A 23,562-nucleotide genomic window follows, 5' to 3' on the forward strand; every position below is an offset into this window, starting at 1 on the left:
ACCCAAAATAAGAGTCCCCGTTGATATTTAATTATTTATTTAATTTAATTCTATATAATTCTTGAGTGTAAGTCGGAGCTACATCAAAGTTTTCTACATAGCTTCTAGTACCTACAAGATTTTTTCCATAGCAAATATAAATCCATGGTTTCTCTTCATTTACAATTTCTTGTGCTTTCTTATATACGGCTTCTCTCTCAGGTGAGTCTTTTAGTCTTATACCCTCTTCCATTAGTAAATCCAACTCTGGATTAGAATAAAACATAAAGTTTGGTCCCTTACCTTTGTTTTCTGTTGAGAAAGGTTGGTATAATTCATAATGTGGATCTACTACTGATGGTGACCAACTCATTATAAACATATCATGCTCAGAATTTTTAAGAGCTTGTAAAAATGCTCCCCACTCTAACTCTTCAATTTCAACATTTATACCAATCTCTTTAAGTTGAGCCTGCATCATAGTTGCAATATCAACTCTTTGTTGATCTTCATTTACATATAATCTTAAAGGTTTTGAAAAATCAAATCCAGATTCTTCTAAAATAGCCTTAGCTTTTTCCTTATCATATGCAGTAGGATTAGTTTGTTTTGCATTTGAATACTTAAAGTTAGGATTTACAGGAGATGTAGCTATTTCTGCTTGTCCCATATAAACTGAATCTACAATAGATTTCATATCCATTCCATAAGCCATTGCCTCTCTTACTGCCTTATTGTCAAAAGGAGCCTTTGAAACATTAAGTCCTAAAAAGTGAGTTGAGTTATCAAGTTTATTGTAAAGTTTTAAATCATCATTTCCTTCAAACTTTGAAGTATCATTTGCAGATATTTTATAGGCAATATCTACAGATCCACTTTCAAGTTCTATAAGTCTTTGAGATGCTTCAGGTATTACTCTTAAAATAATTTTATCAACTTCTGGTTCATCTGCCCAATAGTTTTCATTTTTAACAAGAGTCATAGAATCAAGTTTTGTCCAATCTTCTATTTTAAAAGGACCTGTTCCCATTGCATCTTGTGAAATATCACCTTTTTCTTCAACATATTTTTTATTTAATATTGAAGCTCCTGGATGTGATAAAGCTTGTAAAAATGATCCATCTGGTTTCTTAAGTTTAAACTCAAGTGTATTATCATCTTTTTTCACAAAAGTTGATTCATCAATATTTCCAAAAATATATCCATATTGTGAACTTTTAGCAGCTCTACTTAGAGAAAATATTACATCATCAACAGTTAAATCATCATCATTTGAAAATTTAACATTTTCTCTTAATTTTATAATATAAGTTAAATCATCAGGTTGTTCTATACTTGTAGCAAGAGCATTTCTAAGTTCTCCTGATGGTTCTTTTTCCACAAGTGTATTATAAATTTGTCTCATGGCATTTTCTGAGAAATCATCATTAAAGTTATCTGGATCAAGACTTGTAGCATCAGATGCAACAGCAACTGTCAAAGTCTTATCATCTGTTTTTGCTCCACCACATGCACTTAACATAAATGTTAAAACAAGTAATACTGCAATTATTGACTTCTTCTTCAATTTATCTCCCCCTTATTATTCTCTATCAACTCTTTCTATATTAGCACCAAGACTTCTAAACTTGTCCTCAATATTCTCATACCCACGATCAATATGATATATCTCAGAAATCTCAGTAGTTCCCTCTGCAACAAGACCTGCAAGTATAAGTGCAGCACCTGCTCTTAAATCTGTAGCCTTTACGCTTGTTCCCTTTAATTTCTTAGGTCCATTAATAATAGCTTCTCTACCTTCAACACTAATATCAGCACCCATTTTATTAAGTTCATCAGCATGCATAAATCTGTTTTCAAATACAGTTTCAATTGCAACACTATTTCCACGAAGTTGTGTCATAAGAGATAAAAATTGAGCCTGCATATCTGTAGGAAAACCTGGATATGGTAGAGTTTTAATAGAAATGGCCTTAGGATTTTCTGTGCCAATAACTCTAATAGCTTCATCATTTTCAATAACTTCACAACCTGCTTCTTTAAGCTTTGCAATAATAGGTTTCATATGTGATGATATAACATTTTCAACAATTACATCACCCTTTGTAATAGCAGCAGCAACCATAAAAGTTCCAGCTTCAATTCTATCTGGAATAATTTGGTGATTACAACCTGTAAGTTTTTCAACACCTCTTATTCTAATACTAGAAGTTCCCGCACCAGTAACACTTGCTCCCATCTTACGTAAGAAATTTGCAAGATCAACTATTTCAGGCTCCATTGCTGCATTTTCAATAATTGTTTCTCCCTTAGCTAAAACTGCTGCCATAATAATATTTTCAGTAGCTCCAACTGATGGAAAATCCAAATAAATTTTATTTCCTGTAAGTTCTTCTGCACTTGCAGTTATATCTCCAACATTATTTTCAATAATAGCTCCTAATGCTTCAAATCCCTTTAAATGTAAATCAATTGGTCTAGAACCTATATTACATCCCCCAGGAAGAGAGTTAACTGTTTTACCCATTCTTCCAAGAAGCGGCCCCATTACAAGAAAAGAAGCACGCATTTTGCTCATTAACTCGTATTTAGTTTCATATGAATTTAGATTCTTTGAATTTATAATAAATTTATTTTTACCAATTTTTTTAACGTCACTACCTAAGGATTTTAGAACTTCTGTCATTATTTCTACATCTTTTAACTCAGGTACATCTTCAAGAACTATATCTTCAGTTCCAAGTAATGATGCAGCAAGTATTGGAAGTGCTGCATTTTTTGCTCCACTTGTTCTTACAGTACCTCTTAAATGTAAACTGTTTTTTACTAAAATCTTTTCCAAAAAAACTCCTCCGTATACGCATATTTTTCAAGAAATATTATATCATAAAGTGCATATAATAGTAAAAGAATGAAGCTTTCTAAATTTCACTTAAATTTCACTTTATTACATATACCCATTTAACTTTTTTATAAATTATATATTTCACCAGTCTCTAAATTTACAACCTTAGTTGCAGATAAATCTTTAATGTCATTTTCATCATGTGTTGTAAATATTAAAGGACAACTTATACTTTCATTTAACAAATATATAATCTTATCTCTAGTTTCTAAATCAACTTCCCTTAAAGCCTCATCTAAAATATAAATATTTCCAGAATAAACTATTGCCCTTAAAATAGAAACCCTTCTTTTCATACCACCAGATAACTGAGATACCTTCTTATCTAAAAGACCTTTCACACCTAAAATATCTAAATATTTCTCTACAATATCTCTATTAGCACTTTTTACAAATTTAATATTCTCATAAATACTTCTATTTTCAAAAAGAAGATTTTCTTGAAAAACAACAGAATATTTAGGTTCCTCACTAAAGATTATCTCACCAGAGTCTGCCTTTAAATCTCCTAAAAGCATTCTTAAAAATGTAGTCTTTCCAATACCTGATTTTCCAACAAGAGCAACTCTATCAAAACTATTTATTTCTAAATTTAGATTTTTTATTACTATTTCATCATCAAAGGACTTATATAGATTTTTGATTAAAATATTCAACCTAAAACTCTCCTTAATATTTTTAAAATTATTTTTTCACATAAATAAGAAACTAAAACAGCGATTATAGTATATGAAAATAGATTTGCAGTATCTAAATATATCTTAGAATTATAAAGCATAGTTCCAATACCATAACTTGGAAGAGCTATCACCTCAGCTGCAAGACCAGACTTAAAAGCAAGACCAATGCTCAAAGAAAAAGCACTAATTAAAAATGGATTTAACTCTTCAAAATATATGTATTTAATTTTATTTTTTAAACTTACCCTGTAGATATCTGCCATTTTTAGATAATTTTTATCCACATTATTAAGACCTTCATAAACATTTAAATAAATAATTGGAAGCACCATTATAAAAGAAATATAAATTGAAAGCTTATATGATCCCACAAAAAACAAGAGTAAAATCACAAAAGAAACTACAGGAATTGACTTTAAAATAGTAATAGGTAAATATATAAAATCCTTAAAAATTTCAAATCTATAGGAAATAATCGATAAAATAATACCAAATATAGATCCAAAAATAAAACCTAATAAAATCTTATATACAGTTGCAAAAACACTTTTATAAAAATAAATATCCATTAAATTAATAAAAGTTTTTTCTAATACTTTAAAAGGAGATACAAAAAGTATCTCCTCCTTAAATATCATACTGATTATTTGCCAAATTACTAAATAAAAAATCACTATTAAAATTTTTTTAAATTTATTTTTTATAGTAGAATTCATCATCAGGCATTGCTCCTCCAATAGAGTTTGGATCCTCAACATATAAAGTTGTAAGATAGGACTCTAATTGATCTTTCATTTCATCAGAATCAATATAGACAATATTACAATTAGGAATTGCTTCAAGAGCTACTTCTTCTTTAACAATATCATATTTACCTATTAATTTTGCAGCTTCTTCTATATTATCATTAGTAAAATTAACAGAATTTTTATATTCATCTAAAAAAGCATCAAAGGCCATTTTATTATTTTTATCCTTTAAAAATTCCTTTCTAACTACAAGCACACCAGTAATTAAATTTTCTCCAGGATTTATCTCTTGCCACATATCATTTAGAGAAATTGTATTTGTAATATTTGCCTTCTTAGAAGCTATTGTCAAAAATGGCTCAGGTAAAATAGCAACAGACTTATTGTCATTTATAAGCTCTTGAAGAACCTCAGTATGTTCAGACTTATAAGAAAGTACAACATCTCTATTTGGATCAAGTCCATTTTTTTCAAGTAAATATCTAATAGCATACTCTGGTGTAGCTCCCTTTCCAGATAAAATAATAGTCTTTCCCTTTAAGTCCTTAATATCTTTTATACTATCATCTGCACTAGCAAGATATAAAACACCTAAAGTGTTAATATTAGAAACTTGAAGAAGATTTCCCTCAGATTTATTGTATAAAACAGCAGCAAGATTTGCAGGAACTGCAGCAATATCAAAATCTCCCTTAGAAAGTCCAGCTACAATTTCATCAAGCGTATTAACTATTTTATAATTATAATTATTTTTAGTCTTTTCATTATCTTGATCATCATATAATTTTGCAAGCCCCATAGAAGTAGGTCCCTTAAGAGATGCAATATTTATATCACGTCCCACTTCAGCCTTGCTACCTCCACAAGCAGTAAGCGAAAACATAAGTACAAGTAGCATAAATAAACTTATAATTCTTTTTTTCATATTATTACCTCCATAACTATTAAATTATATATAATAGATACTAAATTGTAAAATATCTAAGTATCTATTATTTACAATAAATAGGTACTTTTTGTGATTAAATTATAAAATAATTATTACAAAATTAATTTTAGGATATATATTATATAATATATAAAAAGGAGGATTTATGATATATCTAATAGTTGGAAACTCAGGCTCTGGCAAAACCACACAGGCAAAACTCTTAAAAGAAAATAATAATCTTCACAAAATAATAACATATACTACACGAGAAATTAGACCAGATGAAATAAATAACATAGATTACCATTTTATAGACATAAATACATTTAAAGAATTAAAAAATCAAAACAAACTAATTGCCATTACAAAATTTGCAAATAATTATTACGCCGTTCCAAAAAATGAATTATTAAAATATATAGACTCAAATAAAAGCACAATTTTAATAGTTGACTTACAAGGTGTAAAAGACTTAAAAGATGAATTTAAAGCAATTTGTATATATTTAAAACTTGATAAAATCAATCTTGAAAATAGAATGATTAAAAGAAATGAAAAAGAACATATACTTGAAGATAGACTAAGAGAAATTCAAGATTATAGTAAATATGCAGATTATATAATCAATGCAAATAAATCAGAAGAAGAAATAAATAATGAAATACTTAATATAATAAAAAAGACCTCAGTCTAAACTAAGGTCTTTTTTTACATTTGTGCAATTTCTTTTAAAAATCTAATGCCATCTTCTAGCATATGTGTTGTTAGTTGATGTGTTGTATGTTCGTATTCTGTAAATACTATTTTTTCTTTTTCACTATATACTTTTACAGCTTCTTTATAAAATTCTTCTTGTGCTTTTGGATCTATTGAGTCATCTTCCATTCCATTAAGCATTGCAAGTGGTCTATTTTCTATGGCATTTAAATGTGTCATTGGATCCATTTGAATCATAAAATCATTTATTCTCATTCTCTCGTAGGAGTCTTCTTCTCCTTCTTTTAGAGATTCCACTATCCAGCTCCAATTTAATGAACCATTAAATATAAGTGCCGCTTTAACTTTTTTATTAAAGGTAAATAGTCCTCCTGCTGTTATTGCACCCATTGAATGACCTGATACTGCAATGTTTTCTGGATCTGCATTTAATTCTTCTTCTATATATTTAAATACTGCAGGAGATTCTTCAATATTGTGCATTATTGTTTCTAGTATATATCTTTTTACTACTTCTATATCATCATATTCTAAACTTCCTCTTTCTCCGTGAAAGGTTGCTTCTGGAAGTACTACTTGATATCCATAGCTTGCCAAAATATTCGCTCTAAATATTTGATTTTTTGCACTACTACTCCAACCATGATAAAAAATTATAGTTTTTAATTTTCCGTCTATATTTTTTGGAGTTATTACATAGGCTGGTGTTTTCTCAGCTATAAGTACTTTTTTTATATCTGCATAGTTTGTTTTTAAATAGTCCATTTTTCCTCCTTATACTCTCCAAGTTGGTGCTTTTATATTATTTTCTTCTAAAAATTCATTTGCCTTAGAAAAAGGCTTTGTTCCAAAAAATCCTCTACTTGCTGATAGTGGACTTGGATGTACACTTTCTATTATTAGATGTTTTTTATTTTTTATTAATTTCTTTTTGCTCTTTGCATGATTTCCCCAAAGTATAAATACTACTGGTTCTTCTTTTTCATCTATTAGCTCTATTACTCTATCTGTAAATATTTCCCAGCCTATTTTTGCATGGCTCATAGGTGTGTGAGCTCTAACTGTAAGTGTTGTGTTTAAGAGCATAATTCCCTCTCTTGCCCAATTTATAAGATACCCAGTAGTAGGTATTTCAAGCCCTAAATCACTATTTAACTCTTTGTATATATTTCTAAGTGATGGTGGTATTTTAATTCCATCTCTTACAGAAAATGCAAGTCCATGGGCTTGATTATTGTTGTGATAGGGATCTTGCCCTAATATTAAAACTTTTACATCTTTATAATTTGTCAAATTAAAGGCTGAAAAAATTTCATCTTTTGGTGGAAATATTTCATAATTTTTATATTCTTCTATTAGTAAGTTTCTAAGTTCTTTATAATAATCTTTTTCAAATTCATCTTTTAATAAATCTTGCCAATCATTTTTTATTATTTCTTTCATTTTCTACCTCTTTTATTAAATAGTCTATATTATTATATACAGAAATTTTTTATTTTTTCAAATATTACTATTTTAATGCATAGAAAAAGAGGCCCTTAGGCCTCTATTATTCATATAAAAAAAGATCTGATAATAATCCTCTATTTTCTTCTGGATTTATAAATTTCATTAGTTCTCTTTTATTTTCATTTTTACAAAATACAACTAATGTATCTCCCTTTTCAAATTTAGTTTTTCCTCTTGGAACTACTACTGTTTCATTATCTCTTACTATTCCACCTATTAATATTCCTTTTGGAAGATCTATTTCTTCTAGACTAAGTCCTATTACTTTTGATAGGTCTGATAGTTTTATTTCAGATACTTCTGCTTCTCCTCCAAACATTAAGTGAATTGAAACGCCTTTTCCTTTTCTTACTTTCTTAATAATTTTATTTGATGTTATATTCATTGGATTAAGTGTTGAAAAGTTTAGTTCATCTAGTATTTTAGAGTAATTTAATTCATCTACTCTTGCTATTACTTTTTCTACTCCAACTTTTTTTGCCATTAATGAAAGTACTATATTTAGCTCATCATTTTCTGTTAGTGCTATAAATATATCTGCATTTTCTATTTCTTCTTCTGTAAAGAAATCTGCTCCTATAAGAGTTTTTTTAATTATAAAAACATCTGGTAGTTCACTTCTTAAATCTTTTAATTTATTGTCATCTTTTACAATTAATTTTATATTTGCATCTTTAATTCTTTTTGCTGTTTCTTTAGATATTCCATTGCCACCTATTATTGCAATATTTTTTTCTTTTTCTTTTTTTCTAAATTTAAAGTATGTGTTTTTAAAATTAATTATATCTTTTTTTAGTCCTATTAAATATAGATAATTCCCTGCTTTTATTACTGTGTTTCCATCTGGTATGATAAGTTCTTTATCTCTTGCTATTGCTGCTACAAGAACTGTTGTAAGACTTCCTATATTTTTAATTTTTTCTTCTTCGAAGTCTGATCCTGATGTTATTTTATGTCCTACTACTTCTATTCTTCCATTTGCAAAGCTATCACTTTGATATTCTAATTCTTCTTCGATTATTGTTCTTATCATTCTTGATGTTTCTAGTTGAGGATTTACTATATAATCTATTCCCAAAGATTCTTTTAACAAAAATAATTCGTCTATTGATTCTGTACTATTTACTCTTGCTATTGTATATTTTGCACCTAGTTTTTTAAGTGCTGTACAAGTTAGAATATTTGTCTTATCTGATTCTGTAAGGGACATGCAATAGTCAAATTTTTCAATATTAAGTGTTGATAAAAGCTCTACATCCATTCCATTTCCAAGTATTGTTTCTACTCTTTTTCCTGAAACTTGTGCTAAGGCACTATGTTTTTTATCTATTACTGTAATATTAACTTTATCTATTTCTAAGGTTCTTATTACCTTTGATCCTATTCTTCCTGAACCAATAATTAAAATATCCATTTAATCTCCTTTTTATTAATTCTCGCTAATTCTTCTTGGTGTAATAAGTGCAAGAAGTGTAAAGAATTCTAGTCTTCCTAAAAGCATTAAAGCACAAAATAATAGTTTGTATCCTCCTGAATAAAAGGCAAAAGTTGATGTAGGTCCTACTGCTGAAAATCCTGGTCCTACATTTGAAAGCATTGTTGTAACTGATGATACAGAACTTATAAGATCTACTCCACTTGTTGCTACAATTCCTGTTGCAAATACAAATATTATTAAATATACATATATATATGATGATATTCCAAGTATTACTTCGTCATTTACGACTTTTCCATTTATTCTAATCGGCACAACAGCCTTTGGATGTACTACTTTAATAATCTCTCTTTTTATCATTTTAAATACAACTACAATTCTTATTATTTTCATTCCTCCTGCAGTTGAACCTGCACAAGATCCTGTGAAAAATAATATAAGTAATATGAATTTTGAAAAAGATGGCCATAAATCAAAATTAGCATTTGAAAATCCTGATGTTGACATTACTGAAGTTACTTGAAATGCTGAATCAACTACTGTTTTAGATAGCTTACCATATCCATGTGAAAACAAATCAATAGTAATAAAAATAATAGCTAATATAATAATTATATAATAAGCTCTAAATTCTTCGTCCTTTAGTACATCTTTAAATTTACCTTTATATAATAAATAGTGCATTGAAAAATTCGTACCACATATTACCATAAAAATAGACATTATAATCGGTATATAATATCCTGTATAAGCTCCTATGGAATTTGTCTTTGATGAAAATCCTCCAGTTCCCACAGTTCCCAGTGTATGAACTACTGCATCAAAAACTGTCATTCCACCAAGATATAGTAAGAAAAATAATATTACTGTAATAAACATATAAATTACATATAATCTTTTAGCTGTTTGACTAATTTTCGGCTCAATTTTTCCTGCTATTGGCCCTGGAGATTCTGCTTTAAACATTTGAAATCCACCTACGCCTAGTTTTGGAAGTAAACTTAGTGCAAATACTAAAATTCCCATTCCACCAATCCAATGAGTAACACTTCTCCAAAGTATTATTGATTTTGGCACTATTTCTATATCTGGTATTATTGTTGCTCCTGTTGTTGTAAAACCTGAAATTATTTCAAAAAGTCCATCTATATAAGTTGGAACTGAGTTTGTTAAAAATAATGGTATTGCTCCAAAAATTGAAACTAATATCCAGGCAAATGAAACTATTAAAAGTCCATCTTTTGGTGATACTTTTTCTCTTCCTGGAACTACTCTAATCATTATTATAGAAAATATTCCAAGTATTATTATAGTTCCTAAAAAAGAATAAAAAGCCCCATCATTTATTACTCCACTTAAAATCAGTGAAGGAAGCATAAAAGTGCCTTCTAAAGCTAAAATATAGCCTAGCATTTTAAAAGCGATTGCGTAGTTCACTTAATATGCCTCCTCTTTTTTCACTTTTATAGAAGTATTCTTTTAAGACATCTAGTTGATCATGTCTGCAAAATACTATAATTCTATCTGATTCATTTAATATTGTATCTCCATTTGGAATTTCAACTTCTCCATCTCTTACAAGAGCTGCTATTAATATTCCATTTGGTAAATTTAAATTTTTAATTGGTTTATTTAGCACTTTTACATTTTCTTCTAAAAGAAGTTCTGTAAATTCAGCTTCTCCATCAAGCATTAGATTTACACGAAGAGATCCTCGTCCTCTTACAAATTTTAAAATTTCATTTGCTGTTATAAAGGCTGCATTAAATGCTCCATCTATTCCAATTCTATCTAAAATTCTATTGTAATTTGGCCTTGAAATCTTAGCTACCGATTTATATACTCCACCTTGTTTTACACTTAGTGCCATTAGAAGATTTGTCTCATCAATTCCCGTTGCAGCTACAAAGGCATCAAAGGAATCTATCATTTCTTCATTTAATAAACTAAAGTTTGTTCCATCTCCATTTATTATTACACAATTTGGAAGTTTTTCTTTAAGTTCAAGACATCTTTCTTCATCTTGTTCTATTATTGTAGTTTCTATTTTTTCCTTAGATAAAATATATCCTAGGTTTAAACCTAGTTTTCCGCCACCTAATATCATAACTTTTTTAACACTTCTAGCTTTATTTATATGAGAGTGTTTTTTGTCAAAGTCTTCAATATCAGAGCTTGCTCCACTTATTAAAATAACATCGCCTTCTTTTAAGACTGTTTCTCCATTTGGAATTATTGTCTTACCTTGTCTTGAAATTACTATTATTAATAATTTTTCAAATCCTTCAAGTTCATGAAGTTTTCTTCCTACAAATTTCTCATCAGATTCAATATTAAAATCTACAAGTTTAACCTTGCCATCAGCAAAATCATCACTCATAAGCAAATACTTTTTAAGAAGATATTTAGCAATACTATTTGCAGTTGCCTTATCTGGATTTATTATATAATCTATTCCAAGTTCATCAGTTATAAAATTAACTTGGTTATAATACTCAGAATTTCTAACTCTTGCAATAGTTTTATTACAGCCTAGTTTTTTTGCAACAGATGAAATAAGCACATTTGCCTCATCATTTGTAGTAGTTGCAAGCACTAAATCATAGCTTCCTATTTCAATTTCTTTTAGTACTTGAAAATCAAGTCCATTGGCATTTATAGACAATACATCAAGGGAATTATTTACATCATCAATTACCTTTTCATCACTGTCTATAACTGTTATGTCGCATTTTTCATCAATAAGTGTAGAAGCAAGTCTATATCCTAGCTTTCCACATCCAATAATTAAAACTTTCATTTTGCCTCCGTTAAAAAATCTCTATCAATTTGAATTTCATACTTAAGACCTTCGTAAGAAACTAAATTATTAGAAATTATTTCTTTTATTTTTCCAATATCTTTAGCTGAAGTTATAATATTTCCATCTACAACAATTTCAACTCTTATTATATCTTCTTCTTTTGCTAAGTCATGAAAGGACAAAATCCTATTATCTCTTTTAATTAGCTCATTTAAACTCTTTATTATTTCTCTTTCAATTTTACTATATGAGCCAACGGGATCTATATGAATTGTGATTTCACACTTTAATTTTTCTTTTATTTCTCTTTCAGCATCATCAATTAAATTATGAGCTTCAACTAAAGTCATGTCGTAAGGAATTTCTGCATCTAAGGTTACAAATGTTTTAACAGGTCCATAATTTGTAATTACAATATCATGAATCCCCAATACATTTTCATAGCTTAACATAATTTCCTCTATTTGTTCAACAAAATTTTCCTCAGGTGCCTCACCTATTAAATCACTAAGTGTATCTCTAATAAGTTCGTATCCTGAATAGATAATAAATACACTTACAAGCATACCTACATATCCATCTACTCTTAGACCTGTTATGTTATACACTATTATTGATATTATTACAACCCCTGTAATAAAAACATCTCCCATTGAATCTTTATACTGTGCCATAAGTGGAGAAGAATCAATTCTTTTTGAGATACTTTTATAAAGTTCAGCCATATAAAATTTGACAATTACTGAAAAAAGCATAAGTCCAATTGAAATATAAGAATAATTTATATCAAATGGATTTTTAATTCTATCATAGGAAACTCTTATAAATTCAAATCCTGCAACTAATACAAAAGATGCAACAATAAGAGTTGCAATATACTCTATTCTTCCATGTCCATAGGGATGCTTTCTATCAGCTGGTCTATCAGAAATCTTAACTCCTATTATAGCTACAACTGAAGATATTGAATCTGTTATATTATTTATTGCATCAGCTAAAATCGAAACAGATCCTGTAAAAACAAATAAAAACACCTTAATTACAGAAAGAAGCAAATTAAGCAACAATCCTACAAAAGATGTCTGTGTTGAAATTCTAGTCCTATCCTCTTTTTTAGTGCCATAGTTTCCAGAATTTAATATTTTTTTTATTATCATATAATACCTCTTTTTAAATAAATAATTTTCATAAAAATGAAAAGATTGAAATCTAATTCTTACTATTATAAAATTGTCTTAGGTGATATTAATGAAAACAATTAAAATCTTTTCACAATCAACAATACTAGAACAATTTTCTTATAAAATTACATCTGATAATTTTACTTACAAAGCATTTACAGAACTTCCAAGCCCTATTAAGAGTATATTAAAAGAAAAAAGAGCTTATTTACTAAAAATATCTGTAATAAATGAAAATAATGAAATAATATCAATTTTTAAAAATTATCAAAGCCCAATTACATCAAATTTATTTGAAATAATTGCAAATAATACTACATATTATTTAAAAGAATCTAATAATTTTAGAATGCCAGACTTTTTTATAAATACAGACTTTGGCAAAGTTGAAATTTCAGGTTTGATTGCAAAGGGAGAATACTTTATAAATATTAATAATAAAAAAATTGCAAATATTAATACTTATAAATCAAAAGAAAAGAAAGAATACAATTTAGAATATGATACTGATTATGATATATTAAAAGAACTTCTAATTAGTATAGTTTTAATACTAGATAATTTATATCATTATTATTAAAAAAGGAGCTTCTACTGAAGCTTCCTTTTATTTATCTAGATAATTTATATATCTTTCAATTCTTTTATTTGTCTTTTCTAACCCCATAATTTGACCTATTTCATAAATATCAGGTGAATTTATACTTCCTGTTATTGCAAGTCTTATTACAGTAGATACATCAGCCACAGATCCATTATAATCTTGTGGATTTTTCTTATAATCTTTCATCTTAACTGCAAAATTATGTTTTTCTGAAATTTCTCTTATTTTATCAAACCATTGTCCATTATCATCTTCAATAGAAAAAGTTTCACTATATTCTTTTAAAAGCACAATAGCCATTTCTTTAGATACATTTTCTGGTAAATCTTCATATTCATCAAAAAATTCATCAAAATAATAAGATATAAAATCAAACATTTGAGATGCATAAATTAAATCTTTTCTAGGTTTTTTTCCAGATCTTCCAATAGAGAATAATCTTTTAATATCATCTTTATAATCTTTTAGAACTTCATATTTTTCTTTTTCAAAATTCTTAGCCCAGTTCATAAAGAAATCTACTACATCATCAATATCCATATTCACAAGAACATCTTTAGATACATCATCAAGTTTATTCATATCAAAAAGTGCACCTGAGCCTGACATTTTAGAAAGTTCAAAATTAAATTCATAAATTGATTTTTCTTTATTTTTCATTCTCCACTCTTCAAAATCAGAATTTAAAATAGTCATTAAATACTCTAGTAATGCCTCTTTAAAATATCCAAGTTTTTGGTAATATTCAAGTGAAAGTTCAGGATCTTTTCTCTTAGAAAGCTTTCTCTTATTTCCATTATCCATTTTCATCATATGAGCTGTGTGACAATATATTGGATGTTCCCAATTAAAAGCCTTAAATAGCTCTAGATGAATAGGAAGTGTAGAAAGCCATTCCTCTCCTCTTACTACATGTGTTATTCTCATTAAATGATCATCTACAACATGAGCAAAGTGATAAGTTGGAATATTATTTTGTTTTAATATTACAATATCCATATTATTTGGATGAGTTGTAACACTTCCACGAATTCCATCAAAAACTTCAATAGTCTCTTCTGGATTTCCCATAGATTTAAGTCTTAAAGTCCATGGAGTATTATTATTTAATTTTTCTTCAATTTCTTCAAAGGATAAATCACGATCTACTGCAAATTCTCCATAATATCCAGTAGTTAAATTATTTTCAATTTGTTTTTTTCGAATTTCATCAAGCTCTTCCTCTGTTGTAAAAGAAGGATAAGCTCTTCCCATTTTTACTAATTCCTTAGCAAAAGTTTCATAAATTTCTTTTCTATTAGATTGGTGATATGGTCCATAAGATCCTTTTTCTCCATCTAATGACACACCCTCATCAAAATTTATATCAAAATACTTCAAAGAATTAATAATAATCTCCTCAGCACCATCAACTTTTCTCTTATCATCTGTATCTTCAATTCTTAAAATCATAACACCATTAGATTGATGAGCAAGTCTTTCATCAACAAAAGCACCATATAAATTTCCAAGATGAATAAATCCTGTTGGTGATGGTCCAAGTCTTGTAATAGCAGCATTGTCCTCTACATCTCTTTTTGGGAATTTTTCTTCATAAAAATCAACTGTATTATCAATATGAGGAAATAATAATTCTGATAATTTTTTATAATCCATTTTGTCACATCCTTAATTTGTGTATTATATCATATTTCCAAGAAATAATCTTCTCTTTAATAAAATAAAAAATAAACCTACTTTTTTGTAGGTCTATTATCATTTAGCCAAGTATGTCTTTAAATATCTCAAATCTTTCATCTACATCATTTTCTGTAATATCATTCATTTTTGTAAGCTCTAATGCTTTATCTACAGCCATTTCTAGCTCTTTATTTTCTTCTGTTTCTAATATTTCTCTTGCCTTTTTTACATATTGACCAAGAAGATTAAACTTCTGCATAGTTCTATGCTCAATCTCAATATGATCTAGAAGTTCTTTAAAAGTCCAGTCCTTAGTCATTTTTGTTATTACAGATTTATGAGGAATACTTATATCTAGCTTTCTAAGTGTGATTAAAAAATTACTTAAATCCTCTCTGTCAAAATCTGAAAATAATAAAAACTCTAAATCTTTTTTGTCATTATGCTCCTCTTTAACTTCATCATAATCAGCAAGGCCCATTAAATATCCAACTTTTTGATTTAAATCACTTTCTTCAATATTTTTTACATCTATATTAAAGTCCTTTGCAACATTTAAAATCTCATTATATTTTGAGCTATTAAGATCAAATCCATAAGTTAATAACTTTTTCTTCATTAAATCCCCTCCGAATTATATAATACCCCAAAACTTAAGATAAACAAGTTTTAAGAGATATTCATTTTGTAAAATGATATAATTACTATATTAAAAGGAGGTGTTTTTTTTGAACAAAAATAAAAAACATAAATTAAAAGGATTTCTCCTAACTATATTTGGAGCAATATCTTGGGGTTTTTCTGGGACTTGTGGTCAGTATTTAATGAATACTAAAAATCTTGATTCAAATTATATTACTAATATTAGACTTTTATTTGCAGGACTATTACTTATAATATTTTCAATAATTAAAAACAAAAATAAAACCTTTGAAATTTTCAAAAATAAAAAAGATACTATTACATTATTTTTATTTGCAATATTTGGAATGTTAATCTGCCAAGTTGCCTACTTACAAGCTATATATTATACCAATGCACCAACTGCAACAGTACTTCAATTTTTAAGTTCTGTTTTTATAGTAATTGGAATTTGTATTATTGAAAAAAGACTTCCTAAAAAAATCGAAATTTTCGCAGTAATTACAGCAGTCCTAGGAACATTTACACTTGCAACTCACTTTAATCTAAATTCCTTAGTAATAACACCTCTTGGACTTTTTTGGGGAATAGTTGCAGCACTTGCAGTAGTTTTATACTCAATACTTCCACTTAATATACTTAAAAAATATTCAAGTATCGTAGTAACAGGCTTTGGAATGTTTATAGGTGGAGTTGTACTTACTATTATATTAAGACCTTGGAATATTAAAATTGATTTTGATTTTATGACATTTTTTGCACTTTTTTCCATAACAATAATAGGAACAGTATTTGCTTTTACATCATTTCTTGCAGGAATTAGTATTATAGGACCTGTAAAAGGATCTTTAATAGCAGGACTTGAAGCAATTTCCTCACTGTTTTTTTCAATAATCTTACTTAAAGAATCCTTTGGTTTTTTTGATATTCTTGGAATGGCACTAATCCTAATCGCTGTTACAACACTTAGTTTAAAGAAAGAGTAAATCTCTTTCTTTTTTATTTAAAACTTTTTATTTAAATATTAAATGTTATAATGACTTTAAGGTGGTGATTTGTTGAAAAATACTGACAAAAACTTAACAAAAGGATTAATACTTACTATTTTAGGAGCAATTGCCTGGGGTTTTTCTGGAACTTGTGGCCAATACCTTATGAATTACAAAAATGTAGATTCTACTTATCTTGCAAATGTAAGATTAATCTTTGGTGGACTATTACTTATAATCTTTGCAATTTTTAAATACAAAAAAGATGCCTTTAGAATATTTAAAAATAAAAAAGATACTATTACATTAATATTATTTGGTGTACTTGGAATGTTATTTTCTCAGTTCGCCTACTTACAAGCAATATATTACACCAATGCACCAACAGCAACTACACTTCAGTTTTTAAGTTCAATATTTATAGTTTTAATAACTTGCTTTAAAGAAAATAGACTTCCTAAAAAAATTGAAATACTAGCTATCTTATTGGCGATTTTAGGAACATTTACACTTTCAACGCATCTTGATATATCAAAGCTAGTTATTAATCCTCTAGGCCTTGTATGGGCTTTAATATCTGCACTTGGAATTGTAGCTTGCACTTTACTTCCTTTAGAAATTATGCCAAAATACACAAGTTTTGTAGTAAATGGCTTTGGAATGTTTTTTGGAGGAATTGCACTTAGTATATTCACAAAACCATGGAATATTACAGTTAATTTTGATACAGGAATTATTCTTGGATTTATTGGAATAGTTCTTATTGGTACAATCCTTGCCTTTTCCTTTTTCCTATATGGAGTTACTATTATAGGACCTGTGAAAGGATCTTTAATTGCAGGACTTGAATCAGTATCTGCCTTAATATTTTCAGTTTTATTTTTAAAAGAAATCTTTTCTCTATATGACATATTGGGAATGGCCCTAATACTATTTGCAGTTTCAGCCCTTAATTTTATAGACAATTAAAAAAGCACTGTTTACAGTGCTTTTACATTATATCTTCTAAATATTCTCTTTTTTTAAATAATTTATAAATACATATTCCCGCAATAGCAAAAATTATAAAAAGAGTAATAATACTATAAAAACTCATATATTTTGGAATTTCCTTCCAAGCATTTTGTGCAATACTTCCTAAATAAATTAAAATTGAATTCCAAATTAAAGTCCCTATAAAAGTAAGAGGTATAAATTTATAAAGTTTCATCTTTGCACTTCCAGCTGGTATTGAAATTAAACTTCTAACTATTGGAACAAATCTACAAAGTAAAACTGCCTTTGAACCATGTCTATTAAACCATTTTTCTGATTTATCCAAATCTTCTTCCTTAAGTCTTAAAATTTTGACAAAACTATTATTATTAATCAAATATTTAAGTCTATCTCTATTTAAAAATCTACCTACCATATATAAAATCACAGCACCAAAAACAGAACCTATTGTTGAAGATACTATAACATAAATTATATTCATATTCGTATATGTCGTTAAAAAACCACCAAATGTAAGTATTATCTCAGAAGGTATAGGTGGAAATATATTTTCTAATGCAACAAGTAGAAAAATACCAATGTATCCAAAACTATCTATTATATTAATTATAATCTCTTCCATAAATCCTCCTTAATCATCTAATTAGATAATATCATCTTTTTTGAGGATTTTTTCAATTTACACTATTCTTAAGATTTTTTTAAGAATCTTTAGATTTTCTAAATAAAAAAACAGTGCTAAGCACTGTTTAATCTAATAATTTACCTGCATTACTTACATAAGAACTAATTCTTTCAAGAGAACTTAAAACTTTTTCAAAAGCAAGACCACTTACAGGATCACACTCTCCAGATTTCATTCTCTCTAAATGATAGTTTCTATAAGTAATAACATAGTTTTGGACTTTTTTATTAAAAAATCTCAATCTATTATTTCTTTCAATTCTTGAAATATCTTCATACATAGTATTAAACATAGTCATAATAGAAGTTTCTACAGCATTTAATTCCTTTAAGGAATTTTCTGTATATACTAAATTATCAGTGACATTTGCCTTTGCACTTTCTGCTATTGATTTTGTATGATCTCCTACTCTTTCAATATCTCTTACAGCTCTCATATAGCCCGTTAGACTTGCAGCTAGCTCATCATCCATTTGATGTCCTAGAGCATCGATTATATACTTTGTAATCTCTGTATTTAGATAATTTATAATCTCTTCATTATGAAATATAATATCGTATTTTTCCTCATCAAAATTATAAAAAATCTCTAATGAATATTTAAAGTTTTGTCTTGCAATATCAAACATTCTAAGAGTTTCAGCTTTTACATTTGTAAGAACTAAAAGTGTATCATTGGCTGTTTTTGGATTAATATATCTAAGTGATAACTCTTCAGCTTCTTTATCTTTACCTTTAATAACCTTAGTTGCAAGATTTGATAATTGCTTTGCAAAAGGAAATAAAATAATAGTTGTCATAAAGTTAAAAAAAGTATGCATATTTGCAATTTGTGCTGCTGGTAAATTTCTTGAAAAATTAGCAACAAAAACATCTAAAGGCACAAAGAATGATACAAGAACAAATATTACAGTTCCTATAAAGTTAAATAGAACATGCACTGCTGCTGTTCTTTGAGCATTTTTACTAGCACCAATTGCAGATAATACAGAAGTTATACAAGTTCCTATATTAAAACCACAAATAATATACATTGAGCTATGTAATCCAATTAATCCCTCATTTGCAATAGCTTGTAAAATACCAAGGGCTGCTGCTGATGATTGAATAGCTCCTGTTATAACAGTACCTGCTAAAATACCTAAAAATGGATTTGAAAATTTTGTCATTAATTGAATAAATGCTGGATCTTTTCTAAGAGGAGCCATTGAAGATGACATAAACTCCATACCCATAAATAAAAATCCAAGACCAATTATAACTTGACCTATATATTTAAGCCTTTCATTTTTTAATCCCTTATTCATTGCAAATCCAATAAATGCAATAATTGGAGCAATTTTAGTAATATTTAAAGCTACTAACTGACCAGTGATAGTAGTACCAATATTAGCTCCCATAATAACACTTGTCGCCTGATAAATTGACATTAGCCCAGCATTAACAAACCCAACTAGCATAACAGTAGTTGCTGATGATGACTGAATAATTGCAGTTACAATAACACCAACAAAAACACCCTTAATTGGATTTGAAGTTACTTTTTCAACAAAGCTTCTCATTCTATTTCCCGCGACAAGATCTAGTCCACTACTCATAAGATCCATACCATATAAAAATAAGGCAAGACCTCCAAGTAGCCCAAAAATATAAGTTATAGACATAAAGACCTCCAATTTATTAATTCATATTCATAATACCCGATAGAGAAGATTATTGAAAGAGATATTGTAAAAATAGTATAAATTTTATTTTATTGATATGTAAAGTCCTTTATGGTAAATTAACTACTAGGGAGGTTTTTTATGCCTAAAAAGATAGATTATTTTAATATGTTAGTAAATCTAGGACAAAAAGCAACATCAGCATCAAACCTATTAAATAGAATATTAAAAGAATTTGATTATAAAGATATGAAATATTTAATGGTTGAAATGCAAGAAATAGAAAAAGAAGCAGATGTAATAGTCCACGATTTAAATAAATCCTTAGTAGATCAATTTATACTGCCAATTAAAAGAGAAGATTTCTTCGATATAGCTCAAAGTATAGATTCAATTATAGATTCAATTGAAACAATTACACAGTATTTCTATATGTTTGCAGTAAAAGAACTTCGACATGAAGCAACTTTATTTGCAGGAATAATTTCAGAATGTGTAGAAACTATAAATTTAATATTGATAAATCTAAAGAAAACGAAAAAACTTACAGAAATAAACGAACACCTAAATAAATTAACATACTTAGAAGATAAAGCAGATAAAATTTATATAAACTCCACAAAAAAATTATTTAAAGAAGAAAATGATCCATTAATACTTACACAGTGGGAAGAAATTATTTATCGAATGGAAAAATGTTGTGATAAATGTAAATATACAGGAACAGTAATAGGAAGAATATTCCTTAAAAATAGCTAAAAAAATAGACCATTTCTGGTCTATTTTTTTAGCTTTAATTAGTTATTAGGTTATATAGTGTAAATATTTTAACTATTAAATTTATAGGAATACATTCCCTGTTAATAAAATCTATTCATAATGTTTAGTGAGGTTAAGCATATTCCGTTTTGTGGAATGTATTCCATTAATTAAGAAATCATAAATAGATTATAATATAATATTAAAATTAAAGCTAATACATAAATTCATATACTTACCTTATTGATTAGTATATAATTCCTATACTTGTAAACAAATAAAAAAGACCTCTATAATTAAATAGAAGTCCTTATCATTAAAATAACGAAGCAAAAAATGTAATTGCAAAAGTATTTGTAAGATCTATTAAAAACGCTCCGACAATTGGAAGTATAAAAAATGCCTTTGGCGCTGGTCCATATTTTTCTACAACAGAACTCATATTAGCAACACCATTTGCCGTAGCTCCCATTCCAAAACCACACATACCAGCAGAAAGAACAGCCGCATCATAATCTCTTCCCATAATATTAAAAGTAACAAAAGTAGTATATAAAACAATGATTAAAGTTTGAACTAATAATATTATAATCATAGGACCTGCAACTTCTGCTAATTGCCATAATTTTAAATTTGTAAGAGCCATTGCAAGAAACATATTTAAACCAATATCTCCAAGTAAATTTGCACATCTTTCATTTACCTTGAAAGTTCCCTTTCTTCCAATAGTATTTCTATAAATTCCAGCAATTAACATTGAAGTTACATAAGCAGGAAGAATTAACTTTTGCCATAACTTTAAAAGTTCATTTTTTAAAATTACACCAATAGCAATAGATACAAAAATAACTGCCATAGTCTTTAATATCTCATTGACATTAATTTCTTCAACAACAGTATTTATAAGTTCTTCTTCCTTATATCTTATATTTTCCTCTTTATCTAAAACAGAAGGTGCTAAATTATTCTTTTTAATTAATCTACCACCAATTGGTCCTCCAATTAAAGAGCCCATAATAAGACCAAATGTAGCAGCTGCCATACCTATTTCATTCGCACCTACAAATCCATTCTTTACAAACTCAGGTCCCCATACACCAGCAGTCCCATGTCCACCAACCATAGTTATAGAACCACATAAAAGACCAAGTAGAGAATCCTCACCTAAAAACTTGGCAATTCCAATACCAACACCATTTTGTAAAAATACAAGTATAACTGTAGCTATGTAGAAAATAATAACTCCAACGCCACCCTTTTTAATAATATCTATACTTGCGATAAGTCCAATACTAGTAAAGAAAAACATCATAAAGGGATCTTGAAAAGTAACATCCATTTGAAACTCAAGAATTCCAAACTCTCTTAAAAATAAATGAATTATTGCAAATAAAAATCCACCAATAACAGGTGCAGGAATACAAAATTTCTCAAAAAAATCAACCTTCCCTTTAATCCACTTACCAATAAATAAAACTACAATACATATAGCCGCAGTTTGCATCATATCTGGTTTAATTATCAATTTTCTCATCCTTTCTTATTTATAATATTTATAAATGATTTAGCAAGAAAAATAGCTAAATTATTATTTAAGTAAATATAAGACTAATTGTTTTAAATATAAACAATTATCATTTTTATATAATGGTAATATTGTACCACTTTATCTAATATAGGTAAAGATAAATATATATTATATAAGATGCATTATACTTTTAAATACAACAAAAAAATCTACTATTTCTAGTAGATTAACTATGGTGGACACAATAGGGCTCGAACCTATGACCCCCTGCTTGTAAGGCAGATGCTCTCCCAACTGAGCTATGCGTCCATATTCAATTATTTAATATAATTACTTTTATTTATATACTTAAGACGTACCAACTGGTAACTACGGCTCAAATTACTGTGTAATTTGGTCTTCGTTACATTTGACCTACGACGAAATCAAAGATTTCTGTTAGGTCAAGAAGCTATGCGTCCAGATATTCAATTGTTTAATATAATTACTTTATTTATATACTTAAGACATACCAACTGGTAACTACGGCACAAATTAATTCATAATTTGGTCTTCGTTACATTTGACCTACAACGAAATCAAAGATTTCTGTTAGGTCTAGAAGCTATGCGTCCAGATATTTAATTGTTTAATATAATTAGGTTGTATTACAGTGGATTTCTAGCTATTCGAATTTCATTCTCATAGGAAATCCTTGTATAAAATCTATCTACAAATCACTTCGTTCTTTGGATAGATTGTTATGGTGACCCATGCGCGATTCGAACGCGCGACACCCTGATTAAAAGTCAGGTGCTCTACCGGCTGAGCTAATGGGTCATTTATATTATTTTACCTATGAAGCAATACTTCTATTAGGCTATTTTATAATGTGTTTTTTATTTATCTATATAAATGGTGACCCTGCCGAGAATCGAACTCGGGATACCACCGTGAAAGGGTGGTGTCTTAACCGCTTGACCACAGGGCCTTTTATTTATTTTTAACTTAAAAAATCCGCCAACGATCACTAGATACGTCAACGGATCTTTATGTAAACTGGCGATTATCTACTCTCCCAGGCCGTTGCCAGCCAAGTACCATCGACGGTTAAGAGCTTAACTACTGTGTTCGGTATGGTTACA

Annotated in this window: 21 protein-coding genes, 3 tRNA genes and 1 rRNA gene; 5 read left to right on the forward strand and 20 right to left on the reverse strand. The window is 28.1% G+C overall.

From position 1 onward, the window contains the following. Positions 1-31 precede the first annotated feature (31 nt). The 5 genes from J2Z71_RS04745 to J2Z71_RS04765 form a co-directional block, all read right to left on the reverse strand. Positions 32-1,546, reverse strand: coding sequence for an ABC transporter substrate-binding protein (locus J2Z71_RS04745; protein ID WP_210060712.1), 1,515 nt, complete (start codon positions 1,544-1,546; stop codon positions 32-34). 15 nt (positions 1,547-1,561) lie between these two features. Beyond that, complete coding sequence (murA, locus tag J2Z71_RS04750; RefSeq protein WP_210060713.1) at positions 1,562-2,821, reverse strand: UDP-N-acetylglucosamine 1-carboxyvinyltransferase; 1,260 nt, start codon at positions 2,819-2,821, stop codon at positions 1,562-1,564. A gap of 128 nt (positions 2,822-2,949) precedes the next feature. After that, a complete protein-coding gene (locus J2Z71_RS04755) occupies positions 2,950-3,540 on the reverse strand; it encodes an ATP-binding cassette domain-containing protein (RefSeq protein WP_210060714.1) in 591 nt (196 codons plus the stop codon). Continuing rightward, positions 3,537-4,280 carry an ABC transporter permease gene (locus J2Z71_RS04760; protein WP_245311184.1) on the reverse strand — a complete coding sequence of 248 codons (744 nt, stop codon included), beginning with the start codon at positions 4,278-4,280 and terminating at the stop codon, positions 3,537-3,539. Before J2Z71_RS04760 ends, J2Z71_RS04755 begins: the two co-directional genes overlap by 4 nt. Continuing rightward, positions 4,258-5,238: an ABC transporter substrate-binding protein gene (locus J2Z71_RS04765; protein ID WP_210060716.1), complete on the reverse strand. Its 981-nt coding sequence runs from the start codon at positions 5,236-5,238 to the stop codon at positions 4,258-4,260. Before J2Z71_RS04765 ends, J2Z71_RS04760 begins: the two co-directional genes overlap by 23 nt. Positions 5,239-5,407: 169 nt before the next feature. Between J2Z71_RS04765 and J2Z71_RS04770 the strand changes: the two genes are divergently transcribed. Further along, positions 5,408-5,938 (forward strand): guanylate kinase, encoded by a 531-nt coding sequence (locus J2Z71_RS04770; RefSeq protein WP_210060717.1) that lies wholly within the window; start codon positions 5,408-5,410, stop codon positions 5,936-5,938. A 14-nt stretch (positions 5,939-5,952) separates the two neighbouring features. Here the strand turns inward: J2Z71_RS04770 and J2Z71_RS04775 are convergent, their stop codons facing one another. The 6 genes from J2Z71_RS04775 to J2Z71_RS04800 form a co-directional block, all read right to left on the reverse strand. Further along, positions 5,953-6,726, reverse strand: a complete 774-nt coding sequence (locus J2Z71_RS04775) for an alpha/beta hydrolase family protein (RefSeq protein WP_210060718.1) — start codon at positions 6,724-6,726, stop codon at positions 5,953-5,955. 9 nt (positions 6,727-6,735) lie between these two features. After that, a complete protein-coding gene (locus J2Z71_RS04780; RefSeq protein ID WP_210060719.1) occupies positions 6,736-7,404 on the reverse strand; it encodes a uracil-DNA glycosylase in 669 nt (222 codons plus the stop codon). Between the two features lie 106 nt (positions 7,405-7,510). Next, the gene (gene trkA, locus J2Z71_RS04785; protein WP_210060720.1) at positions 7,511-8,884 is read right to left on the reverse strand and encodes a Trk system potassium transporter TrkA; all 1,374 of its coding nucleotides are present in this window, start codon (positions 8,882-8,884) and stop codon (positions 7,511-7,513) included. A 15-nt stretch (positions 8,885-8,899) separates the two neighbouring features. After that, positions 8,900-10,345 carry a TrkH family potassium uptake protein gene (locus J2Z71_RS04790; RefSeq protein ID WP_210060721.1) on the reverse strand — a complete coding sequence of 482 codons (1,446 nt, stop codon included), beginning with the start codon at positions 10,343-10,345 and terminating at the stop codon, positions 8,900-8,902. After that, positions 10,323-11,708 (reverse strand): Trk system potassium transporter TrkA, encoded by a 1,386-nt coding sequence (gene trkA, locus J2Z71_RS04795; protein WP_210060722.1) that lies wholly within the window; start codon positions 11,706-11,708, stop codon positions 10,323-10,325. Before trkA (J2Z71_RS04795) ends, J2Z71_RS04790 begins: the two co-directional genes overlap by 23 nt. Then, complete coding sequence (locus tag J2Z71_RS04800; protein ID WP_210060723.1) at positions 11,705-12,868, reverse strand: cation diffusion facilitator family transporter; 1,164 nt, start codon at positions 12,866-12,868, stop codon at positions 11,705-11,707. The genes trkA (J2Z71_RS04795) and J2Z71_RS04800 overlap by 4 nt, the downstream gene beginning before the upstream one ends. Before the next feature lie 91 nt (positions 12,869-12,959). On the opposite strand from J2Z71_RS04800, the gene J2Z71_RS04805 reads away from it, so the two are divergent. Continuing rightward, entirely contained in the window at positions 12,960-13,472 is a 513-nt protein-coding gene (locus J2Z71_RS04805) for a hypothetical protein (protein WP_210060724.1), read from the forward strand. 27 nt (positions 13,473-13,499) lie between these two features. Here J2Z71_RS04805 and gltX read toward each other — a convergent pair whose 3' ends face one another. Continuing rightward, positions 13,500-15,152, reverse strand: a complete 1,653-nt coding sequence (gltX, locus tag J2Z71_RS04810) for a glutamate--tRNA ligase (RefSeq protein ID WP_210060725.1) — start codon at positions 15,150-15,152, stop codon at positions 13,500-13,502. 103 nt (positions 15,153-15,255) lie between these two features. Beyond that, on the reverse strand, positions 15,256-15,795 hold the full coding sequence (locus tag J2Z71_RS04815; RefSeq protein WP_210060726.1) for a DUF3783 domain-containing protein: 540 nt from the start codon (positions 15,793-15,795) through the stop codon (positions 15,256-15,258). Positions 15,796-15,904: 109 nt separating this feature from the next. Here J2Z71_RS04815 and J2Z71_RS04820 point away from each other — a divergent pair, with 109 nt between their 5' ends. Both J2Z71_RS04820 and J2Z71_RS04825 read left to right on the forward strand, forming a co-directional pair. Then, positions 15,905-16,804: a DMT family transporter gene (locus J2Z71_RS04820; protein ID WP_210060727.1), complete on the forward strand. Its 900-nt coding sequence runs from the start codon at positions 15,905-15,907 to the stop codon at positions 16,802-16,804. A 72-nt stretch (positions 16,805-16,876) separates the two neighbouring features. Further along, on the forward strand, positions 16,877-17,776 hold the full coding sequence (locus tag J2Z71_RS04825; protein WP_210060728.1) for a DMT family transporter: 900 nt from the start codon (positions 16,877-16,879) through the stop codon (positions 17,774-17,776). 22 nt (positions 17,777-17,798) lie between these two features. On the opposite strand, the gene J2Z71_RS04830 is transcribed toward J2Z71_RS04825, so the two are convergent. Beyond that, on the reverse strand, positions 17,799-18,425 hold the full coding sequence (locus J2Z71_RS04830; RefSeq protein ID WP_210060729.1) for a DedA family protein: 627 nt from the start codon (positions 18,423-18,425) through the stop codon (positions 17,799-17,801). 127 nt (positions 18,426-18,552) lie between these two features. Beyond that, positions 18,553-20,151, reverse strand: coding sequence for a Na/Pi cotransporter family protein (locus J2Z71_RS04835; protein WP_210060730.1), 1,599 nt, complete (start codon positions 20,149-20,151; stop codon positions 18,553-18,555). Between the two features lie 141 nt (positions 20,152-20,292). Between J2Z71_RS04835 and J2Z71_RS04840 the strand changes: the two genes are divergently transcribed. Then, positions 20,293-20,910: a DUF47 domain-containing protein gene (locus J2Z71_RS04840; RefSeq protein WP_210060731.1), complete on the forward strand. Its 618-nt coding sequence runs from the start codon at positions 20,293-20,295 to the stop codon at positions 20,908-20,910. Positions 20,911-21,226: 316 nt separating this feature from the next. Here J2Z71_RS04840 and gltS read toward each other — a convergent pair whose 3' ends face one another. The 5 genes from gltS to rrf all read right to left on the reverse strand — a co-directional run. Next, positions 21,227-22,444 carry a sodium/glutamate symporter gene (gene gltS / locus J2Z71_RS04845; RefSeq protein ID WP_210060732.1) on the reverse strand — a complete coding sequence of 406 codons (1,218 nt, stop codon included), beginning with the start codon at positions 22,442-22,444 and terminating at the stop codon, positions 21,227-21,229. 227 nt (positions 22,445-22,671) lie between these two features. Then, positions 22,672-22,747, reverse strand: a tRNA-Val gene (locus J2Z71_RS04850). A gap of 434 nt (positions 22,748-23,181) precedes the next feature. After that, a tRNA-Lys gene (locus J2Z71_RS04855) sits at positions 23,182-23,257 on the reverse strand. 76 nt (positions 23,258-23,333) lie between these two features. Beyond that, positions 23,334-23,408: transfer RNA gene (locus tag J2Z71_RS04860), tRNA-Glu, on the reverse strand. A gap of 66 nt (positions 23,409-23,474) precedes the next feature. Next, positions 23,475-23,562 (reverse strand): 5S ribosomal RNA (rrf, locus tag J2Z71_RS09085); the annotation flags it as partial.

It is taken from the genome of Peptoniphilus stercorisuis, assembly GCF_017874395.1.
Lineage (GTDB): Bacteria > Bacillota > Clostridia > Tissierellales > Peptoniphilaceae > Anaerosphaera > Anaerosphaera stercorisuis.

Bases quoted from the DNA above. Each gene is read 5' to 3' on its own strand.
- J2Z71_RS04760 (WP_245311184.1), bottom strand. From the start codon at position 4,280: ATGAATTCTACTATAAAAAATAAATTTAAAAAAATTTTAATAGTGATT.
- J2Z71_RS04765 (WP_210060716.1), bottom strand. From the start codon at position 5,238: ATGAAAAAAAGAATTATAAGTTTATTTATGCTACTTGTACTTATGTTT.
- J2Z71_RS04770 (WP_210060717.1), top strand. From the start codon at position 5,408: ATGATATATCTAATAGTTGGAAACTCAGGCTCTGGCAAAACCACACAG.
- J2Z71_RS04775 (WP_210060718.1), bottom strand. From the start codon at position 6,726: ATGGACTATTTAAAAACAAACTATGCAGATATAAAAAAAGTACTTATA.
- J2Z71_RS04780 (WP_210060719.1), bottom strand. From the start codon at position 7,404: ATGAAAGAAATAATAAAAAATGATTGGCAAGATTTATTAAAAGATGAA.
- trkA (WP_210060720.1), bottom strand. From the start codon at position 8,884: ATGGATATTTTAATTATTGGTTCAGGAAGAATAGGATCAAAGGTAATA.
- trkA (WP_210060722.1), bottom strand. From the start codon at position 11,708: ATGAAAGTTTTAATTATTGGATGTGGAAAGCTAGGATATAGACTTGCT.
- J2Z71_RS04800 (WP_210060723.1), bottom strand. From the start codon at position 12,868: ATGATAATAAAAAAAATATTAAATTCTGGAAACTATGGCACTAAAAAA.
- J2Z71_RS04805 (WP_210060724.1), top strand. From the start codon at position 12,960: ATGAAAACAATTAAAATCTTTTCACAATCAACAATACTAGAACAATTT.
- gltX (WP_210060725.1), bottom strand. From the start codon at position 15,152: ATGGATTATAAAAAATTATCAGAATTATTATTTCCTCATATTGATAAT.
- J2Z71_RS04815 (WP_210060726.1), bottom strand. From the start codon at position 15,795: ATGAAGAAAAAGTTATTAACTTATGGATTTGATCTTAATAGCTCAAAA.
- J2Z71_RS04830 (WP_210060729.1), bottom strand. From the start codon at position 18,425: ATGGAAGAGATTATAATTAATATAATAGATAGTTTTGGATACATTGGT.
- J2Z71_RS04835 (WP_210060730.1), bottom strand. From the start codon at position 20,151: ATGTCTATAACTTATATTTTTGGGCTACTTGGAGGTCTTGCCTTATTT.
- J2Z71_RS04840 (WP_210060731.1), top strand. From the start codon at position 20,293: ATGCCTAAAAAGATAGATTATTTTAATATGTTAGTAAATCTAGGACAA.
- gltS (WP_210060732.1), bottom strand. From the start codon at position 22,444: ATGAGAAAATTGATAATTAAACCAGATATGATGCAAACTGCGGCTATA.